We start from the raw sequence: 22157 nt of genomic DNA on the forward strand, positions 1-22157 counted from the left end.
ATAGCTACTTCGCCAGTAAAGGAACTCTATGTCACTCCCTGATTACCAATCTTTTATGACCCCGTTACTTGCATGCTTAGCCAATGGTAAAACAGTTAAACTGCGTGATATTGATGCCGATGTTTACCGTAAACTTGGGCTTAGCGCCGATCAACTAAAGCTCCGCATACCGAGCGGCAAGCAAACCTATGCCTATCATCGCTTGGGATGGGCTAAAACTTACTTAGTTCAAGCGGGTTTAATAGAGCAGCCTAAAAGGGCTTTTTGTAAAATCACACAAAAAGGGCTAGCTGCAATTGAGTCGGGCGAACCAATCAATAATCAATACTTAAGCAAGTTTGCAGCTTTTATTGATTTTAAAACACGTTCTAAAGACGCAAACGAGCCCACACAAGCAAATGCCACCAGCATAGTCAGTAATAACTCAGATAAAACCCCTGAAGAACTGATTGAAGCCGCAGTTGATACCCTCAATACCAACCTAACTGACGAAATACTTAAAGCGATATTAGCAGCATCCCCCGTATTTTTTGAAAACCTAGTGGTCGATTTAATGCTCGCTATGGGTTACGGCGGATCACGTAAAGATGCAGGCCAAGCTACTCAATACACACAAGATGGTGGTATTGATGGTGTAATCAAAGAAGATAAACTCGGCCTTGAAATGATATACTTGCAAGCCAAGCGTTATACAAATAAAACAGTTGGTCGCCCAGATATACAAGCCTTTGCAGGTGCGCTTGATATGCACCGTGCTAAAAAGGGCGTGTTCATTACCACCAGCAGCTTTAGTAAAGATGCCCTCGAATATGTAGGCATGATAGAAAAACGCATAGTGCTGGTGGATGGCGCACAACTAACCGAACTCATGCTTACCCATAATTTAGGCGTAAGCACAAAACATGTATTTGAAGTAAAAGCGCTCGATAGTGATTACTTTATGGAAGATTAAAATGACAACTAATAATAACTTTTCTCAAACCGCTGCTTTTATCTGGTCAGTAGCCGATCTCCTTCGCGGCGATTTTAAACAGTCTCAATATGGCCGTGTTATTTTACCTTTCACCTTACTACGTCGCCTTGAATGTGTGCTCGCACCAAGTAAAGATGCAGTAGTAGCTGAGTTTGAGCGTATTAAAGCGTTAAACCTCCCAGAAGATGCACAAGAAAAGCTGTTGATCAGAGCCACAAACGGCTTAACCTTTTTTAATACCTCGCCTATGGATTTAGGCAAAATGGGTCAGGGTGATATTAAAGCCAACCTTGAGCGTTATATTCAATGCTTTTCAGCCGATGCCCGCGAAATATTTGAGCACTTTAAGTTTGATGAGTTTATAGGGCTATTAGATGACGCCAACTTACTTTTTAAAGTCGTTAAAAAATTCGCAACGACCGACTTAAGCCCACAAGCTATATCAAATCACGATATGGGTTTAGTGTTTGAAGAGCTAATACGTCGCTTTGCTGAAAGTTCTAACGAAACCGCAGGGGAGCACTTCACACCTCGCGATATTGTACGTTTAACTACCTCACTGGTATTTATGGAAGACGACGACGCCCTAACTAAAGAAGGGATTATTCGCACCATTTACGACCCAACAGCGGGAACTGGCGGCTTTTTATCTTCAGGTATGGAATACGTACACGAGCTTAACCCTAATGCGGTTATGCGCGCATTTGGTCAAGAGTTAAACCCAGAGTCTTACGCTATATGTAAAGCCGATATGCTTATTAAAGGGCAAGACGTAAGCCGCATCAAACTAGGTAATACTTTATCGAATGATCAGCTAGCAGTAGATAAGTTTGACTACATGCTGTCTAACCCGCCATTTGGTGTCGATTGGAAAAAGATTGAAGGCGATATTAAAGAAGAGCATACAATTAAGGGCTTTGATGGTCGCTTTGGTGCAGGCTTACCAAGAGTGTCTGACGGTTCGCTATTATTTTTAATGCACCTTATTAGTAAAATGCGCGATGCCTCTGCAGATGTTACTAACAGCGGCGGGCGTATTGGTATTATTCTAAATGGCTCACCTTTATTTACGGGCGGGGCAGGCAGTGGTGAAAGCGAAATTCGTCGTTATATTTTAGAGTCTGATTTACTTGAGGCAATTATAGCCTTACCGACTGATATGTTTTACAACACAGGCATTGCTACCTATGTGTGGGTTTTGTCGAACAAAAAAGCACAGCAGCCAAGCGCTGAGCGTAAAAATAAGGTTCAACTAATTAATGGCGCTAACCTATGCGGTAAAATGCGTAAATCTCTTGGTTCTAAACGTAATATCATGAGCGGAGATGACATTAAAGTTATCACTCGTAGCTTTGGTAACTTTGAACAAGTAGAAACAACAACACTTGAAGAGCTAGGTTTAATTAAACCAACCGAGGCTAAAAGTAGCCGAGGTCGCCAAGCGGCTAACCCTAAAGCCGATGTAGCAAAAACCTTTGCCAGTAAAATATTTAATACCTACGAGTTTGGTTATCGCCGTATCACTATAGAGCGCCCACTTAGGTTATCAGCGCAAGTAACTGATGAAGCCATTGCATCACTGCGTCTTGCACCTAAGCCTTACAATGCAGCCATGATGGCGCTTTATGAAAAATTTGGCGCACAGTGGACTACTGACGACAAGTATGGTGATTTAAGCACTGTTGAAATTGAAGCCAGAGCGATTATTAAAGCCGACTTCCCAGAGCTGAAAGAAAAACAAATTAAAGATGTATTAGAGCCTAAGCTTTGGTTATTCCAAAAATCACTCATGGAAAAAGCGCAGCAGCTACAAACACAATTAGGTGACGATGCTGGTGGTAAGCAGCTGCAATCAGACGACTTTAACCAGTTTGATATTACCTACACACAAGCGCTTAAAGCGCTCAATATTAAGCTCGACAGCAAAGAGAAAAAACAGCTGCTCGATGCCATTACTTTTAAAAATCCAGCGGCAGAGTGCGTGGTTGATAAAATCTATAAAGATTCAGCAGACCCAATGTATGGCGCATTTGAATATCAAGGTAATGTTAAAAAGTGGCAAGGTAAGGTCGTGACTTATAAGCAAGATGGCGACCTGCGCGATAACGAAAACGTCCCGTTAAAAGAGGCCTATTTAAACGGCTCAGCTCAGCCAAGTATTAGTACAACTCAAATGGTTGAAAACTATTTTAACCGTGAAGTAGCTCCCCATGTAAGTGATGCATGGATAAACGACACTAAGTGCGATGATAAAGACAACGAACTGGGTATAGTTGGCTACGAAATACCGTTTAACCGCCATTTTTATGAGTACGAGCGCCCGCGTGATTTATCTAAAATTGATAAAGAGCTTAATGCAGTGAGTAATGAAATCAGGGAGTTATTACCAGAGGTACGTTCATAATGGGCAAGTATCAATCTTATCCAAATTACAAAAAAGCCTCAGTAACTTGGCTAGATGAAATGCCAGAACATTGGATACTTAGTAAAGTAAAGTATATCGCTCCTTTTCAAGTCGGGTGGACACCACCAACAAAGAATGACGAAAATTTTGTTGGTGAAAACCTTTGGGTCAATATTTCAGACCTCAAAGAAAAGGTTATTACTAATACATCGAAACACATTTCTGACAGGGCTGCCAAAGAAGCGTCTATGAGTATTACTCCTAAAGGGTCGCTAATGTATAGCTTTAAGTTGTCAGTTGGCTCAGTATCCTTCGCTGGTGAAGATATGTATACCAATGAAGCAATAGCGTCTTTTTTAGACTCAGCTCGATTACCTCTATCATATTTATATTATGCATTACCTAAGTTTGTGATTGAGAATGCTTCAACGAATATTTATGGCGCAAGAATACTTAACCAAGAATTGATTAATAATGCACAGTTGCTTGAGCCAACATATGAAGAAGCAGAAAGTATCGCTAATTTCCTCGATTACGAAACCGCTAAAATCGATACCTTAATTGAAAAGCAGCAACAACTGATTAAGCTGCTAAAAGAAAAGCGCCAAGCGGTGATCAGTCATGCAGTGACTAAAGGCCTCAATCCACAAGCCCCAATGAAATATTCAGGTGTTGAGTGGTTGGGTGAAGTACCAGCGCATTGGCAGATAGTCCCTTTAAAATATTTATGTACTTTCAGTGGAGGCGGAACACCTACCAAAGATAACTTAAGTTATTGGACTAATGGCACTGTACCTTGGGTATCGCCTAAAGACATGAAATCTTTTTGGATTGATAAAACCCAAGATTACGTTACTGAAAGAGCCGTAAAAGAATCATCTACTAACTTTGTTGATGAGGGGGCATTATTAATGGTTGTCCGTTCTGGAATACTACAAAGGACAATACCGATTGCCATAAATACAGTGCCAGTAACAATGAACCAAGATATGAAAGCTCTTAAATTTAATGACAGAATTGATGTTCAGTATGCCGCAGGGTTTATTCTTGGTAGCGTAAACTCATTATTACTTGATTGGTCTAAAGATGGTGCAACGGTAGAGAGTATTGAATATGAATACTTATCAAATGGCCTCTTCCCAGTTCCTCCTAAGCAAGAACAACAAGCTATTATAAGCTTTATAAATAAACAGCAGAGCGCTTTTCAGATGTTAGAGGATAAAGCCGTATTGGGAATTAAACTACTTTCAGAGCGCCGCACGGCTCTAATCTCTGCCGCAGTAACAGGTAAAATCGACGTGCGCAATTGGGAGCAGCCTAATGACTAATAATGTTACGCCACCGCTTGGGCAGTTTATTTTATTTGAAACAGACGAAGGGCAAACCAAGGTTGAATGTCGTTTTGAAACTGAAACACTGTGGTTAACTCAAAACCTAATAGCTGAGCTATATCAAAAGAGCGTACCGACTATAAATGAGCATTTAAGTAACATTTATAGCGAAGGCGAACTTGAACAAAATGCAACCATTAGGAATTTCCGAATAGTTCGAAAAGAGGGTACGCGCGAAGTTGCTCGTGATGTAACGCATTATAATTTAGAAGCCATATTAGCTGTAGGTTATCGTGTGCGTTCCAAGCAAGGAACAAAGTTTCGCCAATGGGCGACGAGAACTTTACAAGAGTACCTGACTAAGGGCTTTGTAATGGATGACGAGCGTCTTAAAAACCCAGATAACATGCAATACTTTGACGAGCTATTAAACCGCATCCGCGATATACGTTCATCAGAGAAAATATTTTGGCGCAAGGTATGCGACATATATGCCACCAGCATTGATTACGATGGCAAAGCACAAACCAGTGTTGATTTTTTTGCCAAAGTACAAAACAAGATGCATTGGGCTGCCCATGGTAATACCGCAGCAGAGCTAGTGTTTAAACGAATTGATGCCGACAAATCTCATTTAGGCTTAACCAGCTTTGCAGGCACAGAGCCAACCCGTAAAGAGGTAGTTACAGGTAAAAACTACTTAAATGAGCAAGAACTTGATACGTTAAACAGGCTGGTTAACTCCTACTTAGAATTTGCAGAACTTCAAGCCCGTAATGGCAAGTTAATGAAAATGGCAGACTGGGCAAGCAAGCTCGATGACTTTTTGCGCCTAAGTGATTATGAAGTGCTTAACCATGCAGGCAATATTTCACAGGCACAAGCGACTGAAAAAGCCAAACAAGAATACGATAAGTACCGCAGAGTAATTGAAGCCCAGCCATCAAAGGTTGATTTAGACTTAGCGAATGCGCTAAAGCAGCTGCAGGATAAACCTGAAAAGTAACTTAAATATATTTTGCACATAAAGTAAAAAAATAACAAAGGGATAGAGAAATAATGGATATAGAATTATGGAAAAGGATTTCAGGCTTTGTTGACTTAAACAGCTACCCTGAGCTTCCTTGTCCTTATTGTAATAAATATGCACTGAAATTGGACAAAGACAGTGTACAAACACGTCCTGTAAATAAAGATAGTTTACTTATTACCAGTCGAAAATACCGATTTGAAAAAGAAAGAAAACAGATACTAATTGATAAAAGTCGTGAAGTAAGTAATAAAAGTGAGGGGTTTTTCATTCCATTACTTCTTACCTTTGCAAGTGCTCATGCTGAGGCGGTAGAGCCTACGAATGGTAATACTTTTATATTTAACAGCTTTTTTGAGTGTGCGAACTGTCAACAGAGTATAAGTGCTTCAGGAATGTTATTGGAGCATCAAACAGGTATGAGTCAGTCATCATCAAAGGCTAAAAAAATTAAAATTGAGAACTTTTCTCCATCTATTTTTATATTCCCGATATCAAAAAATGTTCCCTCACATATAGCTGAAGAGCTATTAGACGCATTTAAACACTTTCATTTTGATCCTCCATCGTCCGCATCTAAATTAAGACGCGCAATTGAAAACTTTTGCAAGGATATGCAAGTTGAGGAGAATAATAATAACCTCGGACGTATGATAAAAAATTTAGAGAAAACTCATCCTGAAGAGGCTAAATACCTTGATGCATTGAGGCTGATTGGTAACGAAGGGACGCACGGTTCAAATGTTGCTGAACTCGATTTATTGTACGCTTTTCAAGTTTTCCAGTTTGTTTTAGAACTTTATGATCGAAATGCTCGCTACAACGAACTCAACCATGTGTATGACAAGTTGGCTAAAAAATATGAGAAAAAGAAGCAGCAGCTACCCAAGCTCGAACAATTAGATAATGTTAAATAACAAAATAAGAATAAAATCATGAACGATTTAACTCAAGAACGAATTTTTCAAGACGACATAATTAGTCAGATGGTAGCTAATGGCTGGGCTGAAGGCACAGCCGCTGGCTATAACTGTGAAACCGCTTTATATGAACAAGATTCGCTGACCTTTGTTAAAAACACCCAACCTAAAGAGTGGCAAAAGCTGTGTAAGGTGTTCCCCAATGACCCTGAACGCCACTTTTTAGAAGCGCTGGTGGCCAAGCTTAAAAAAGCAGATAGAAACGCCACAGATAAAGCCTCACGCACTTATGGTGTATTAGGTGTACTGCGCCACGGTTTAAAAATTCGTAATGCGCGTTTTGAACTGTGCCAATTTAAACCAGAGCACAACCTAAACCCCGAAACCTTAGCGCGTTATGAGCAAAACACCTGTCGTATAGTACAAGAATTGGTGTATAGCCCGTATGCCAATGCTGAGCACTTAGCTGCGACAGGCAGCAAAGCCAAGAGCTGGCGCATAGATTTAGTGCTGTTTGTAAATGGCTTGCCCGTATCAACCCTAGAGCTTAAATCAGAATTTAAACAAGCGGTTGAAAATGCAATTAAGCAATACAAACAAACCCGCTTACCTAAAGACCCTGCGACTAAAAAACCAGAGCCACTACTTACCTTTAAGCGTGGTGCATTAGTCCACTTTGCTGTAAGCCAGTATGAAGTGTATATGACGACTAAGCTTGCAGGAGATGACACCTTCTTTTTACCCTTTAACAGAGGCACAAGCGAAGGTGGTGCAGGCAATGATGTGCCTGAAGACACTAGCTGTTATGCCACCGATTACTTGTGGAATGAAGTATTAGTGCCTAAAAATCTGCTTAACATTTTAGGTAGCTTTGTACATTTGCAGATAGAAGACAAGGAAGATTGGGAAGGGCGTAAATACAAAAAAGAAACGCTTATTTTCCCGCGCTATCATCAGTGGGATGTAGTAAGTAAGCTGATTGATGCAGCAATTGAAGAGGGCACAGGTAACAAGTATTTAGTTCAACACAGTGCGGGCTCAGGTAAGTCGAACTCTATTGCTTGGACAGCCCACCAGCTTTCTACTCTGTATGATGAGCAAGGTAATAAACAATTTCATTCAGTGATTGTTGTAACAGATAGAACAGTACTTGATGATCAGCTGCAAGATACTATTTATCAGTTTGAGCATGCAGACGGTGTAGTAGGGCGTATTAATAATAAAGAAGGTGATGGCTCTAAATCAGAGAAGCTCGCCAGTGCACTTGAAAACGCTCAGCCTATTATTATTGTAACCATTCAAACTTTTCCGTTTGTATTACGCGCTATTGAAAACAGCACGAGCTTAAAAGAGCGCAGCTATGCAGTTATTGCCGATGAAGCTCATTCATCACAAAGTGGCTCTACAGCTCGCCAGTTAAAAGAAGTACTAATGACTGAAGAGGCTGACGATGATGTTGAGTTATCGTCAGAGGATATACTCGATGCAACCGTTGCAGCCCGCCGTGGTAGTGCGAACCTTAACTACTATGCGTTTACTGCCACACCTAAAGCAAAAACAATCGAGCTATTTGGTCGGTTACCTGACCCAGAACTACCTCCATCAAAACAAAATAAGCCAGTGGCGTATCACATATATTCAATGCGCCAAGCAATAGAAGAAGGCTTTATATTAGATGTACTTAAAAATTATACTAACTATAAGGTGATGTACCAACTGGCTCAAAAAATAGAAGCGGCAGATGAAGAGGTTGATAGTAAAAAGGCAGCGGTAAAGCTTAATCAATGGGTGCGTTTACACGACCATAATATATCGCAAAAAGTTAAAGTGATTATTGAACACTTTAAAGATAACGTAATGGGTTTATTAGGCGGGCAAGCCAAAGCAATGGTAGTAACGGGCTCACGTAAAGAGGCGGTACGTTATAAGTTAGCATTTGATAAATATGTAGCTGAAGCCCTAGCAGAGCAAAAAACAGGTTATTCGACAATACGCGCTATGGTGGCATTTTCAGGCGAAGTTGAATTTACTAAAAGCGATCCTGATAGCGCTGCATTTTTAGATAAAAAGTTTACCGAAAAAAGCATGAACCCTGAACTTAAAGGCCGCGATATGCGAAAAGCCTTTGATAGTGACGATTACCAAGTAATGCTGGTGGCTAATAAGTTTCAAACAGGGTTCGACCAACCAAAACTATGCGCTATGTACGTAGATAAAAAGCTAGGCGGCGTTGAGTGTGTACAAACCCTGTCGCGACTAAACCGTACTTACCCAAGTAAAGCTGAAACAGGCACGTTTGTATTAGACTTCTTTAATGACCCTGAAGACATATTAGATGCATTTCAGCCTTACTACCAAACAGCAGAACTTGCTGATGTTACTGACCCTCAGATTGTTTTTGACTTGTTTGAAAAGCTACGTGCTAGCGGTATATTTTTGTGGGCTGAGGTTGAGCAGTTTTGTGCAGCCTTCTTTACCAAGAATAAGTCAAACGCGGCTATCAGTAATATTATTCACCCAGCTAAAGAGCGTTGGCAAAAGCGTTACGCATCTGCAATTGAGGCGTATATAAAAGCCAAAGAAATGTTTGAACGCACTAAAAAGACTGAAGACGCTGTATTAATAGCTAACGCAGAAACAAGCTTTAAAGAGTGTAAACAAGAAAAAGACCGCCTAGAAATATTCAAAAAGGATTTAGGCAGCTTTACCCGCTTTTACGAGTTTATGTCGCAGCTGGTGGAATACGATGACAAAGAGCTTGAAAAGCTAAGCTTATTTGCTCGCCACTTGCGCCCACTGTTACGTGAAAAAGTAGTAACTGAAGATGAGCTTGATTTAGACAACGTAGTAATGAGCCATTACCGCCTATCAAAAATACGCCAGCAAGATATACAGTTAAAAGAAGACGCGCCTGATTACAAGCTTGAGCCAAGTAATGATGTGGGTAGTGCTAAAGCGAAGGATAAAAAAGAAGCGTTCTTATCGCAGATAATCGACAAGCTTAATGAGGTTTTTATTACTGATAACCTAACTAATAAAGATATGCTTAATTACGCTTTTACAGTGCGCGATAAACTAACTGAAAACGCCTCTGTAATGAGCCAGATTGCAAACAATAGCCCAGAGCAAGCTATGTTAGGTGATTTCCCTCAAGCGATGGATGACGCCATTTTAGGAAGCAGTGACGCACACCAAGAACAAATGATGCAACTGTTGTCAGATCCCGCAAGAAACCAGCAATTTGCACGAGTGATATTTGATATGTTGAGTGGATTAAATAGTAGAAAGTGATTCTAGGGTACGATTACAATATTTGAGAAGTAAACTTAATGATAAAGGAGTGACATGATGAATGTTAATAAAACCACTTTGGTTAAGAAGGAGAAGTTAGTTGTTAATAGTAATCAAAAAACACAACTTAGTGATTATGAATTAAATAAAGTAGCCTCAAGAATTGAGGATGAAATAAATACCAGCCAAAATAGAAAAGCAACGGTTAAAATTTTTGAGGTGGAGTAAAGTATATGGATGTGCGTGTTTTTGTTAGTGAAGAAGTAAAGGCCAGTTCTTCACAACCGTTATTAAAAAAAATTGTTGATGAATTTAAATTGTATAAAAGTGGAAAGGGTAGGCCTGCGCACTTTGGTAGAGATGTGCCATATGATTTCCCTTTTTCTGTAAAGGAATCTGGCCTTGCCCATATACATTTAAAAGACTCAACATCAAAAGGTTGGCATTTAAAAAAAGTATCGTTTAGCAAAACCAGTAATACAGCTTTAATTTATTGCCAAGGCTCGGTTCAAAAAAACTGTTATTTTTTAATTTCAATTTTAGAGAATGCACATGAAACATATAAGGTTAAACCTTTATATTTAGAATACCTAGCTGAAAGAGCCGAAGTATTTAGAGAAAAGTTTTAGATAGAGAGTATTTATGAAAAACATCAATTGGTTTACTGATGAACCATCAGAGGTAGGTCTTCACTTTGTAGCTGTAAAATATGGTGAAGGGGCTGGGACATTCGATTTTATAGAGTGGGATGGCAATAAATGGCTTACTGAATATGAAGGTACAGTTATTGCATACACTACACTGGAAGGTTTAATAAGAGATAGTAATATAGAATGGCCAGAAGAAACTAAAAAAGTAGAGCTGAAAAAAGACCCAAATGTAGATGCTGATAGTCTTTGGGAAGAAATGTAGGACAAAAAGTTATAAAAGTTTTATTAAACGAATTTAACGTAGGGGTTCGAATATGACACTTGTTTTTAGTACCATGGTTGGTACCATCAACCCTTTTTTGATTTGGTATTTATAACTAAATCAATAGATTGCATTTCCTACCAAGACTCCCCCAGCCCCCAATACAGGTATTTAAGTTCGTTACTTAAAAACCATAAAAAACCGCCAATTTGAGCAATCAAATTGGCGGTTTTTTATGGGCTTAATCTAAGCGGCGCTTATCGTGGCTAGCTTCATTTTTAACGATCTTACTTTCATTTTAATACTAATAATAATAAGCGTTAAGAACGACATTAAGCTAATTAGCAGAGTTAAATCTAAAATTGGTGACTTGGCGAGTTGTGTGTTTGTAGGCGAGGCCGGTAAAGCGTTAGGCTTATTTTGTTGTTGCCTAATATAGCTTTGGCTTATCCAGTCAACGGCGTTGATCCACTGAATTTTATCTGGGTTATCATTAGCAAGCTTGCTCATTACATGGGCGTCGTTGTTGAGCGATTTAGCAAGGTTAATTAATTGCTCCCAAAATATATATTCCGTGCCTAGCGCGTCTATTTCTTGTAAGTGCTGCTTTAACTTTCCTGCGCCCATGCTGTTTATGTTTGGTTGCTTTAGAATCTTTGCGTAACTGTTTATGTGCGCTGAAAAGCGAGCAAAATAGCTATCAATTTTTTGCTGCGCCCTTTGGTTAAGCTCATCTGTGCTGTGGGTGTTAGGCAAGGTGACTTCTGGGTGCTTTTTTTGATTTGCTAAGTACTGCTTATAATTAACGTAATTTAATTTTGTAGAGGGTGAAGCTATTGAGCTGTCTATCATACTCATTTTAAGTGTGTTAAAGCTTATTACTGCTGAGCAAATAAGGCAGATGAATAATAGGCTATAGCAAAAAAATAACGCACTTTGCAGTGCAAGTTTAGGCAGGGTGGCAGGGCTATTTACGCCGGCCTTTTTAATGCTGGTTATTGTATTGGCTATGTTTTTTACCGCTGGCTCGTTGTTAGTAACAATTAGTTTAGTTCCCGCTGTACTTTGGGGCGCCCTCACACTTGCATGCGGTTCAACCTTGGTTATTAATCCAAAACTCTTTAGTTTAGATTCGGTTTTAACTGCATCAATACTCGATAGGTCTTTAACGAGTGCATAGGCTCGGCCATCAAATAATTTTACAGCGACATTATGGGGAATTTTTAAAAACTGACAAAGTTGCTCTTGTACGGTACTAATGTCAGCATTTTGATGTAACTGACCATTAAAAATAATTTTAAATGAGGCGCTCACGCTATGTCCTTATTCGTGCAACTTCCGTTGAGGAATTTTATTATTGTTTTAACACGCTGTTAATTTACCAGATAAAATAAGGGGTTTCTAGTATTTAACCTTATTAAACTAGTAAAAAAGCCTGAACAAAAATTAACCTTTCATAATCTCAACATGCTGTTTTATAGCCGTTTTAACGGAAATACTTGTTTTTTCTGTGCTTTTATTAGGGACGATGTTGATTTGTGTTATTAAAGCGATTTAAACGTGTTGTTTACATTTATAAATTTAAAGAAGAGGCGGTGCATAGAGGGTTCTGTTGCACCTAAGTAGAGTGCCCTTTGCATGGGAGTTGCAAAGGGCAACAAGGCCTAATTTATTTTACAGCTGTTTTAATCGGTGTTTCACCATCAAATAACTCAAAAACGCGGTTGCCATTAAATGTATTTTTAGCAATATGCAACAAGGCATTGGCTACGTTTTCGCGGCTAATTTTAGCTTTAGAACGATCGCTTGGGCGCTCTGTGGTTACTTTCATCGAGGCGCTTTCATTGGTTAAAGTACCAGGGCGCACTATGGTGTAGTTTAAACCACTGTTGATAAGGTGCTCATCGGCCATATGTTTGGCAACTAAGTAAGGTTTTAAGTCGCTTTCTATCGAGTCTGGATCGTCAGCGCCAATAGAGCTGATCATAATAAAATGCTTAACGCCATGCTCTTTAGCATACGTGGCTGCTTTGGTAGCCGCCCATAAATCAATTAGCACAGTTTTATCTGTGCCTGTACTTCCGCCAGAGCCTGCAGCAAATATTACTTGGTCGCAATCTTTTAACGCAGTAGAAAAATCGCCTTCGAGGTCTTGCTCTACAATAGTTAAAAACGGGCTATCTAAATCACTTAACTTGCTTTTATCGCGCACTAATGCAGATACATTTTGCTCATTGTTTAAAAGCAGCTCGGTGGCCATTTTACCTATTTGTCCGCTAGCGCCAATAATTAGGGTCTTACTCATAATTAATTCCTTCTCAATTTAGTGTAAAGGTGTTTAGTACAAATAGACCTTGGGGTAGGCATGCGTTTTTAAAGGGTAAAACATGATTATTCTTCACAAATGGTAAATTTGCTGGTGAATAAAGTAGGAGTCTGAACTGAGCGTGAAAATTAGCCGCTTTTTGCCGTGTTTATTCAATCATTATACTGACTTCGGTAACATAATTATAATGGTATAAGCTAATGCGTACGGCATGACTTTGATAGTTATAGTAAAGGGTGCGGTAGTTGTTATCGCCTTTAATGTTGAGAGGCTCACCAAGTGCGTGTTGATAAAATTTAGCAATATCATTGATAGAGGCGGCTAAATACCCAGTGCGTACCTTTGGGTATTCGTTAGTTACATCCATGGTAGTGACAAACTCTTCGGGTAAGGGGATCTCGCTTACGTTTTGGCTAAATGCGTTAAACGATATAGCAGCAAGTATTGCTACAGCATAAGTTAAAGCTTTCATTTTTTTCCTTTTATTTATACCCATTCGCATTCGTACATAGGCTGCGCATGGGTAATATAAATTCCTTTTAAAGGTATTATTTTACGCAAAAAAAGAATGATGTCATTTAAATTTTATTTCGTATTAAATCACGCACTATAAAACGCGCTGGGTGAATAGCTTGGCTTACACGCTCGCTTAATGGACGTGGCTCGTTATTTAAGGTGCTAATAAAGTGCTCACTTAATAGCGGTGCACTGCATAATGCACGCGCTCCAAATCCGGTAAAAATATGTAAGCCTTGTTGTGGCTTTTGCAAAGGCAAGTATTGATAGCGTTTACCTAAGCGTAAATTAGCAAAGGCGTTGATGTAATCACTTTGCTCACACCATTGCCCCGCCATTGGCAAGTGATCTATAAATGTGCAGCGCACAGCTGCTTTAGCAGACGTTATATCACCTAATGAGGTGGCAAAGTCGCTTTGGTGGTAAAAGCTAAGGAGTTGCTCGTGGTTTAATTGGTTATCTTTTTCTGTAACAGCGCGGCTTTTTGTGTTTTTTTCAAATGTAGCGCCCATACAGTGTTTACCTAAATAGGCGGGTGTAAAATAACCTTTATGGCACAACACAGTTTTAAGCTTTTTAGAGTGTTCACTGGCTTGAATATGCGATACTTGGCCGCGTACTCCTACAATAGGTAGTGCGTTTGTTTGCTCAAACGCATCGCTATGCTCACCAGCACATATTATTACATCACTAAATGGGCCGTACTGAATGTTATTAGCGGCTAAATACCAGCCTTCGGGTGTTTTGTTAAGCTGCTTAACATGACAGTTAAAATGGCGGCTAAAAGGCTGTAAAGTGTGGGCAGCCTGAAGCATTGCTTCTACTAATTGTGGTGGGTTTACCCAACCGCCTTGCTCAAAATAAACGCCGGGGTAGCCGGTTGTTACGCCTGCAAGTGTGTCTCCTTGCTCGGCAGTTACATTGCGCATTAAGGATTGAGGCCATAGCTGTTTTTGTTCTAAGTTTAGGTGTTTATCGGCAAGTGGTTTTTTTACCGCATGTTGCAACACACCGCACCAACTATGATCAAAATTAAAGCCGTTTTTAAGTAGTTGCTGGTAGCTGCGTTTAGCGTATAAAAAACTATGCGCAAATAATTCGCTGTGCGGTGAATTTTTAGCTTGTAAGTGCGGGTAAACCGCACCTTGTACATTATGTGAAGCCCCCATAGCTGGTTTTTCATCTTGACAAAATAGGGTGCTTTTAATGCCACGCTTAGCCAAACTGTGTAAAATACAGCTACTTGCAATTCCGCCGCCTATTACAGCAACATGCTCTAGCTTGGCAGGGGGGTGTTCAAAGTACGGGGGTGATGACTGTGCACTATTAGCATCGGCTAATTGGCCTATTAGCATTTCCCGTTTGCGACCAAAACCTTTTGCTTTTTGCATATTAAAGCCTGCGGCTATCAAGCCCCGGCGTACAAAGCCTGCCGCGGTAAAGGTGGCTAGTGTTGCTTGCTTGCGTGATATATCAACCATGGCATTAAACACACTTTGTTGCCACATGTCGGGGTTTTTACTCGGTGCAAAGCCGTCTAAAAACCATGCATCGACCACCCCCGATTGCGGGTAGCTCATCGCGTTTATGGAATCAAGCACGTCGCCAAAATACAAATCAAGAATAACTTGGCCGTTATTAAATTCAATACGGTGGCAGCCAGCTAAATTAATAGGGTAATGCGTTGTTAATTCATCACTTAGCTTGTGCAGTGTTGGCCACGCTTGTAATGCTTTTTTTAGATCATCAGCATTAAGCGGGTATTTTTCAAACGAAATAAAATGCAAACGCTTAACACGTTTGTCTACTTGATTTTGAACTTGTTGATTGGCAAGGTGGTCATTAAAGTGCTGCCATGCATTTAAAAAGTTTAAACCCGTGCCAAAACCGGTTTCGGCAATAACAAAATGCGCTTGGTCATGATTTTGTAACCGCGCCTGTATATTGTTTTGTTGATAAAACACGTAATGCGATTCAGCAAGGCCGTCGTCATTAGAAAAATAAACATCGTCAAAGTTATCGGCTACCGGTGTGCCTACTTCATTAAAGTGTATTTGGGCGTTTTTTATCATGACTTATTAAATTTTTAGACAGTATTTTTTTATTATTTTACGGGTTTTCTTTGAAATAGTCTGGCGTTATTTATAAGCTATTAAATTCAGAGTACAGGTGTACGCTAGAAAGCTGACCACTTAACACCTAAAAACAGCGTAAAATACACAGTAATTTAGTTTCAAGCTAAGGGAATTACCCATGAGAAGAGCCGTAATTACGGGTATCGGTGTTGTATCAAGCATCGGTAATAACAAACAAGAAGTTTTAGAGTCATTAAAAGCGGGTAAAAGCGGTATTGCTTTTAACCAAGAATTTGCCGATTACAACTTACGCAGTAATGTATCGGGCAAAATTGATATTGATGTTAAAGAACACGTAGACCGTAAAGCAATGCGCTTTATGGGAGATGCTGCTGCTTACTCTTATATTTCTATGAAGCAAGCAATTGAAGATGCTGGCTTATCAGATGAGCAAGTATCTAATGAGCGCACGGGTTTATTAGTAGGCTCAGGTGGTGGCTCTTCAAAGTGGCAAGTAGAAGCAGCCGATATTTTGCGCGAAAAAGGTGTAAAACGTGTAGGCCCATATATGGTACCGCGTACAATGGCGAGCACCACATCGGCCTGTTTAGCAACGCCATTTAAAATTAAAGGTGTTAACTATTCTATAAGCTCTGCGTGTGCAACTTCTGCACATTGTATAGGTCACGCGGTTGAGCAAATTCAATTAGGCAAGCAAGATGTTATTTTTGCCGGTGGTGGTGAAGAGCTACACTGGACCCTTGCAATGGAATTTGACGCAATGGGCGCGTTGTCTACTAAATACAACGAAACACCAGAAAAAGCATCACGTACGTACGATGCAAACCGCGATGGTTTTGTTATTTCTGCTGGTGGCGGTATTGTTGTCGTAGAAGAGCTTGAGCATGCACTTGCTCGTGGCGCACATATTTACGCAGAAATTGTAGGCTATGGCGCCACATCTGATGGCTACGACATGGTAGCACCGTCAGGTGAAGGTGCTGTACGCTGTATGCGCCAAGCAATGCAAGGCGTTGATGCACCCATTGATTATTTAAACACGCACGGTACCTCTACGCCAGTAGGTGATGTTAAAGAGCTAGGCGCCATTCAAGAAGTGTTTGGTGGTAACTCGCCGCTTATTAGTGCGACTAAATCATTAACGGGTCACGCATTGGGTGCTGCGGGTGTTCACGAAGCTATTTTCTCAATTTTAATGATGGAAAACGACTTTGTAGCGCCATCTATTAACGTAGAAGAGCTAGATGAGCAAGCACAAGGCCTTAACATTGTAACAGAGCGCCGCGATACACAGCTTAATACGGTAATGTCTAATAGCTTTGGCTTTGGTGGTACAAATGCCACATTAGTTATGAGTAAATATAAAGGTTAATTCGTTTTCTCTTTATAGTGATTAAAAGCCGAGCATTGCTCGGCTTTTTAGTTTGTGTAATTGCTTGGTTGTTCGTTACAATAGCGCCTCATTTTGCCATACGGACTCCCCAATGAAGATTCTTGCCGATCAAAACATGCCTTTAGTTGAGCAGTATTTTGCAGACTTTGGTGAGGTAACGCGCTTTGATGGACGAAATTTAACACCTGATGCGTTAATTGATGTTGATGTACTCCTTACGCGCTCGGTTACTAAAGTAAACAGTGATCTGCTTGCAAAGGCTAATAAATTAAGCTTTGTAGGTACCGCCACCATTGGTGTTGATCATATAGATACACCTTTACTTAACGAGAAAGGCATTGCTTTTAGCAGTGCCCCTGGCTGTAATGCAATCGCGGTGGCTGAATATGTAATAAGTAGCTTATTTGCTTTAAGCCAAGAAAACGCAACCTCACTGAGTGGGCAAACAATAGGTATTGTTGGGGTGGGTAATATTGGCAGCTGTTTAGCTCAAAAACTAAAAGCACTTGATGTTGATGTTTTATTATGTGACCCAATTAAACATGAGCAGGGCTTATTAACCGAGCATGTAGAACTTGATGACCTACTTGAGCGTGTAGATGCGGTTACTTTTCATGTGCCGCTGATTAAAACTGGTGAGCATAAAACACATCATTTAATAGATGAAAAACGCCTAAACGCGTTAAAGCCTGGGTTGGCTGTTATAAATGCTAGCCGTGGAGAAGTGATTGATAACCAGGCTTTGTTATCGGTTATGGAGCAAGGGGCAGACTTAGATTTGGTTCTTGATGTGTGGGAAAACGAGCCTAACATTTTAATTCCATTGCTTGATCATGTGCGCTATGCCAGCGTGCACATTGCCGGGCATACCCTTGAAGGAAAAGCCCGCGGCACACAAATGCTGTATCAGGCTCTATGTAAATTAAAAGACGTAACCGCAGAAAAATCGCTTTCTGATTTTTTACCACAACCTGCTGTTACAAACTTAAATTTAGAAAGCACCTTTACTGAGGCTGATATTGCGCGCTTAGTGCATTTAATCTACGACGTACGCCGCGATGATGGCATTTTGCTACGTCACTTAGCAAAAGATGGGTTTGATAGTTTACGTAAAAACTACCCAGTAAGGCGTGAGTTTAGCACTTTAACAGTGCAAGGGAATGGGCAGTATACAAATACACTCGCTCAGCTTGGTTTTAACACCGCAAACTAATTTAACTAGCATTGTTGTTATAACAGTGCTTAAAGAGGATAAAATATGTCGCAAAAATATAATGTTGCTGTGCTTGGCGCTACAGGCTTAGTAGGTCGTCAAATTATTGAAACCCTGGAAGATCGTAAGTTTCCGGTAGACCAACTCTTTTTACTAGCCAGTAGCCGCAGCGCAGGTGAAGACATAAAGTTTCGTGGCGAAACCATTGAAGTACAAGACGTAGAAGGCTTTGACTTTAGCCAAGCACACATTGGTTTGTTTTCAGCCGGTGGCAGTGTGTCAGAAAAATACGCGCCAATTGCGGCCGACGCTGGCTGTGTTGTAATTGATAACACTTCACATTTTAGAAATGATTTTGAAGTGCCGCTAGTGGTACCAGAAGTGAATGCAGCAAGCCTTGAAGACTTTAGAAACCGCAATATTATTGCAAACCCTAATTGCTCTACTATTCAAATGATGCTTGCCCTTAAACCCATTTACGATGCTTATGGTATTGACCGCATTAATGTATCTACCTACCAAGCTGTATCTGGTGCAGGCAAAGAAGCAGTCGATGAACTGGCAAAACAAACCGCCAATTTGATGAATGCGCGTCCAATGGAAAACGAAATTTTTCCTAAGCAAATTGCATTTAACGTTATCCCTCAAATCGATACCTTTGAAGATAACGGCTACACACGCGAAGAAATGAAAATGGTAAACGAAACACATAAAATTTTGGGCGATACTACCATTGCGGTTAACCCAACCTGTGTACGTGTACCTGTATTTTTTGGCCATTCTGAGTCAATCAATATTGAAACACGCATGCCGTATGACTTTGAGCACGTTAAGCAGCTTTTAAATGATGCGCCAGGGGTCGAACTTATTGAAGACGAAGGAGATTACCCAACCGCGGTTTCAGATGCCAGTGGTAATGATACGGTTTACATTGGCCGCTTGCGCGCCGATATTTCGCACCCGCATGGTTTAAATATGTGGGTTGTGAGTGACAACACCCGCAAAGGGGCTGCAACAAATAGCGTACAAATAGCTGAAGAGTTAATCGCTAACTACTTATAAATAGCAGCTAATATTGTGTGTAAATTAAGCGGCAAACTTTAAGAGTTTGCCGCTTTTGTTTTTGGAGAAGCCAAATTATTGCCGCTTAGCGTTGCTACTAAGCTAAACGCCTTGATCTATCACGATAAAATAGTATTAAGAATAAAGTTTTAAGGTATTTATTTTCAAAGCGTTGCAATGGATATTAGACCGTAACTGGTTTATAGTTTGTAACTGGAATAGAGCTTGCAATAAAAATAGATTGTAATAACAAATGTAGATCAGCTGTTTGGCTGGTTACGGCAAGAATAATTAATGTTGAGCAGCTTAATAAATAGCAAAGCATTTAACATTTACACATTAAAGGATCAGCATGCGCGGTTTAGCTTCACTTATTATATTAGCGTCTGCATTGGTAGTAACTCCAATTTACTCTCAAGACAGCACCCAATTAAAGGGGCCAAAAGGCGCTGACTATGGTGCGCAAGGGCGATCAATAGGGCCTATAAAGCCAACCGATACACTATGGCGTATTGCTGCCAAAGTACGCCCAGATAATTCAGTTAGTATCTACCAAGTTATGCAAGCCTTGTATAACAAAAACCCTAATTCATTTTTAGAACAAAACCTAAACCACATGCAAAGTGGTGCCTATTTAAAAATACCCACTTTAGCGGAAATTAGACGCGTAGATCCACAGCTTGCTAAACAGCGCTCAGAGCAAGACGACGCGCTGTGGGAAAAAAAGAAAAATGGCACACTAACCACCAGTGAAATTAACGCTGCGCAAACTAAAGTTACTCAAGCACGTAAAGCCGATGTTGACGACGCTAAAAAAGAAATTCAAAAAGAATTAAATGAAATAAAAACGCAGCAAGGTAATAAACTTGTAGAGCTGCAGCAGCAATTTAAAAGTTCGGTTAATAATGTAGAAGAAATATTAGCTGAAAATAATAATCTCAAAAAGCAACTGTCGGGCATTTCAAAAGAACTAGCTAATGTAAAAGAGCAACTAGGCCAAGACAGCGAAATTCAAAAACAGTTAAAAGAACTCATTGAAAAGCAAAATGAAATAATTGCGCAACAAAAAGTACAAGAAGTACCAAAAGAAGAACCTTTTGACTTAGGCGCTTTCATGTCTAAACCGCTTGTACTTATTTTATTAATGACCATTCCTGCATTATTAATTATTTTTGCTGTGGTGATGTTTTTACGAAAGCGCACCAACAAAGATGAGGAAACGCAAGATGACGACGACTTTCTACCACAAACGCCCAGCTTTACCGAAGGCGAGCCGCAAAGTAATGATGCGCCAGACGATCCAATCATTCCTGACCCTCTTGATGATTTAGATATTCAACTTGATGACAATCATAGCGACGATATTTTGCCAGAGGGTGATATTGCATTTGACGATTCTCTTGATGATGCGTTAGACGAGGAATTTTCTGATACTGAAAACTTGCTCGATCAAGACGAATTAGAAAGCTTATTAAGTGATGATATTGTTTTTGATGATGAAGGCGGTGCAGGAGACGAGTTAGATATTTTCATGCAGCAGGGCTTTGATGAGCCTGTAGATGAGAAACCAGAGGATGAAATTGACCTCGATTTAGGTGATGCAAAAGAGTCAGACGATATTTTAAGCAGCGATGATCTAGACGATTTATTTGATGAGGACGATAGCTTACCTGAAATTGACTTGCCTGAGGTTGAGCAACCGAGTGTTGATAGTAATGTCGAAAGCAATGATGAGTTGGCCGCCTTAAGCGAAGAGCTTGCCCAAGAAGAAGGCGATGACTTTGATATTGATGAATTATTAGATCAACAAGCTGATACAGACTCACCAAAAGACGATGACTTTGACTTAGACGACATAGACAGCTTAATTGATGAAGCGAGTGATACCACCGATACGGCCTCTGCTGATGCACTCGTTGAAGAAAACGACGACTTTGATTTAGGTGACATTGATAGCCTAATTGATGAAGCGGGCGACACACCAGATGAAACCCCAGCTGATGCGCTCGTTGAACAGAGCGATGACTTTGATTTAGATGACATAGACAGCCTAATTGATGAAGCGGGCGACACACCTGATGAAACCCCGGCTGATGCACTCGTTGAAGAAAGCGATGATTTTGATTTAGATGACATAGACAGCCTAATCGATGACGCGGGCGACACACCTGATGAAACCCCAGCTGATGCGCTCGTTGAAGAAAGCGATGACTTTGATTTAGATGACATAGACAGTCTAATTGATGAAGCGGGCGACACACCTGATGAAACCCCGGCTGATGCACTCGTTGAAGAAAGCGATGACTTTGATTTAGATGATATAGACGGTCTAATTGATGACGCGGGCGACACACCTGATGAAACCTCAGCTGATGCACTCGTTGAAGAAAGCGATGACTTTGATTTAGATGACATAGACAGCCTAATTGATGAAGTTGAAGATTCACCTGCAGCTCAAGTAACAACAGATAATGATACAGAGCGAGATATAGATAGCGCTTTGGCTGATTCTGTTGAAGAACTGGCTGATGCACAGAGCGATTTTAACGAAGATGATATTGAAACTTTAGCGTCTTCACTTATTGATGAACCAGAGCTAGGAGAACCTGAGCTTGTAGAAGAACCTGAACTTGTAGAAGAACCTGAGCTTGTAGAAGAACCTGAACTTGTAGAAGAACCTGAGCTTGTAG

17 protein-coding genes are annotated in these 22157 nt (G+C 40.3%); 13 read left to right on the forward strand and 4 right to left on the reverse strand.

Going from position 1 to position 22157, the window contains the following annotated elements:
• The first annotated feature begins 28 nt into the window (after positions 1–28).
• Genes AN393_RS11560 through AN393_RS11595 form a run of 9 tightly spaced genes read left to right on the forward strand, consistent with a single transcriptional unit; the run spans position 29 to position 10861 of the window.
• Positions 29–952: a restriction endonuclease gene (locus AN393_RS11560; protein ID WP_055018127.1), complete on the forward strand. Its 924-nt coding sequence runs from the start codon at positions 29–31 to the stop codon at positions 950–952.
• Between the two features lies 1 nt (position 953).
• Positions 954–3377 carry a class I SAM-dependent DNA methyltransferase gene (locus tag AN393_RS11565; protein ID WP_055018128.1) on the forward strand — a complete coding sequence of 808 codons (2424 nt, stop codon included), beginning with the start codon at positions 954–956 and terminating at the stop codon, positions 3375–3377.
• Positions 3377–4705, forward strand: a complete 1329-nt coding sequence (locus tag AN393_RS11570; RefSeq protein WP_055018129.1) for a restriction endonuclease subunit S — start codon at positions 3377–3379, stop codon at positions 4703–4705. The genes AN393_RS11565 and AN393_RS11570 overlap by 1 nt, the downstream gene beginning before the upstream one ends.
• Entirely contained in the window at positions 4698–5714 is a 1017-nt protein-coding gene (locus AN393_RS11575) for a virulence RhuM family protein (RefSeq protein ID WP_055018130.1), read from the forward strand. Before AN393_RS11570 ends, AN393_RS11575 begins: the two co-directional genes overlap by 8 nt.
• Before the next feature lie 53 nt (positions 5715–5767).
• On the forward strand, positions 5768–6655 hold the full coding sequence (locus tag AN393_RS11580) for a DUF4145 domain-containing protein (RefSeq protein WP_055018131.1): 888 nt from the start codon (positions 5768–5770) through the stop codon (positions 6653–6655).
• Between the two features lie 18 nt (positions 6656–6673).
• Positions 6674–9949 (forward strand): type I restriction endonuclease subunit R, encoded by a 3276-nt coding sequence (locus AN393_RS11585; protein WP_055018132.1) that lies wholly within the window; start codon positions 6674–6676, stop codon positions 9947–9949.
• Positions 9950–10003: 54 nt separating this feature from the next.
• Positions 10004–10177, forward strand: a complete 174-nt coding sequence (locus tag AN393_RS20280; RefSeq protein WP_161804168.1) for a hypothetical protein — start codon at positions 10004–10006, stop codon at positions 10175–10177.
• A 5-nt stretch (positions 10178–10182) separates the two neighbouring features.
• The gene (locus AN393_RS11590) at positions 10183–10578 is read left to right on the forward strand and encodes a type II toxin-antitoxin system YafO family toxin (protein WP_082422723.1); all 396 of its coding nucleotides are present in this window, start codon (positions 10183–10185) and stop codon (positions 10576–10578) included.
• 13 nt (positions 10579–10591) lie between these two features.
• Positions 10592–10861 carry a hypothetical protein gene (locus AN393_RS11595; RefSeq protein WP_055018133.1) on the forward strand — a complete coding sequence of 90 codons (270 nt, stop codon included), beginning with the start codon at positions 10592–10594 and terminating at the stop codon, positions 10859–10861.
• A gap of 246 nt (positions 10862–11107) precedes the next feature.
• On the opposite strand, the gene AN393_RS11600 is transcribed toward AN393_RS11595, so the two are convergent.
• From AN393_RS11600 to mnmC, 4 genes are all read right to left on the reverse strand, one after another.
• Complete coding sequence (locus AN393_RS11600; RefSeq protein ID WP_055018134.1) at positions 11108–12175, reverse strand: hypothetical protein; 1068 nt, start codon at positions 12173–12175, stop codon at positions 11108–11110.
• Positions 12176–12530: 355 nt separating this feature from the next.
• A complete protein-coding gene (locus tag AN393_RS11605) occupies positions 12531–13166 on the reverse strand; it encodes an NAD(P)-binding oxidoreductase (RefSeq protein WP_055015812.1) in 636 nt (211 codons plus the stop codon).
• A gap of 169 nt (positions 13167–13335) precedes the next feature.
• Entirely contained in the window at positions 13336–13659 is a 324-nt protein-coding gene (locus tag AN393_RS11610) for a hypothetical protein (protein WP_055018135.1), read from the reverse strand.
• Between the two features lie 106 nt (positions 13660–13765).
• A complete protein-coding gene (gene mnmC, locus AN393_RS11615) occupies positions 13766–15775 on the reverse strand; it encodes a bifunctional tRNA (5-methylaminomethyl-2-thiouridine)(34)-methyltransferase MnmD/FAD-dependent 5-carboxymethylaminomethyl-2-thiouridine(34) oxidoreductase MnmC (protein WP_055018136.1) in 2010 nt (669 codons plus the stop codon).
• Between the two features lie 181 nt (positions 15776–15956).
• On the opposite strand from mnmC, the gene fabB reads away from it, so the two are divergent.
• The 4 genes from fabB to AN393_RS11635 form a co-directional block, all read left to right on the forward strand.
• Positions 15957–17171 carry a beta-ketoacyl-ACP synthase I gene (gene fabB / locus AN393_RS11620; protein WP_055015809.1) on the forward strand — a complete coding sequence of 405 codons (1215 nt, stop codon included), beginning with the start codon at positions 15957–15959 and terminating at the stop codon, positions 17169–17171.
• A gap of 112 nt (positions 17172–17283) precedes the next feature.
• Positions 17284–18405 (forward strand): 4-phosphoerythronate dehydrogenase, encoded by a 1122-nt coding sequence (locus AN393_RS11625; RefSeq protein ID WP_055015808.1) that lies wholly within the window; start codon positions 17284–17286, stop codon positions 18403–18405.
• A gap of 45 nt (positions 18406–18450) precedes the next feature.
• Positions 18451–19467, forward strand: coding sequence for an aspartate-semialdehyde dehydrogenase (locus AN393_RS11630; RefSeq protein WP_055015807.1), 1017 nt, complete (start codon positions 18451–18453; stop codon positions 19465–19467).
• A 352-nt stretch (positions 19468–19819) separates the two neighbouring features.
• A partial coding sequence (locus AN393_RS11635) for a FimV/HubP family polar landmark protein (RefSeq protein WP_327077728.1) occupies positions 19820–22157 on the forward strand: 2338 nt, incomplete at its 3' end.

It is taken from the genome of Pseudoalteromonas sp. P1-25 (assembly GCF_001401805.1).
GTDB lineage: Bacteria > Pseudomonadota > Gammaproteobacteria > Enterobacterales > Alteromonadaceae > Pseudoalteromonas.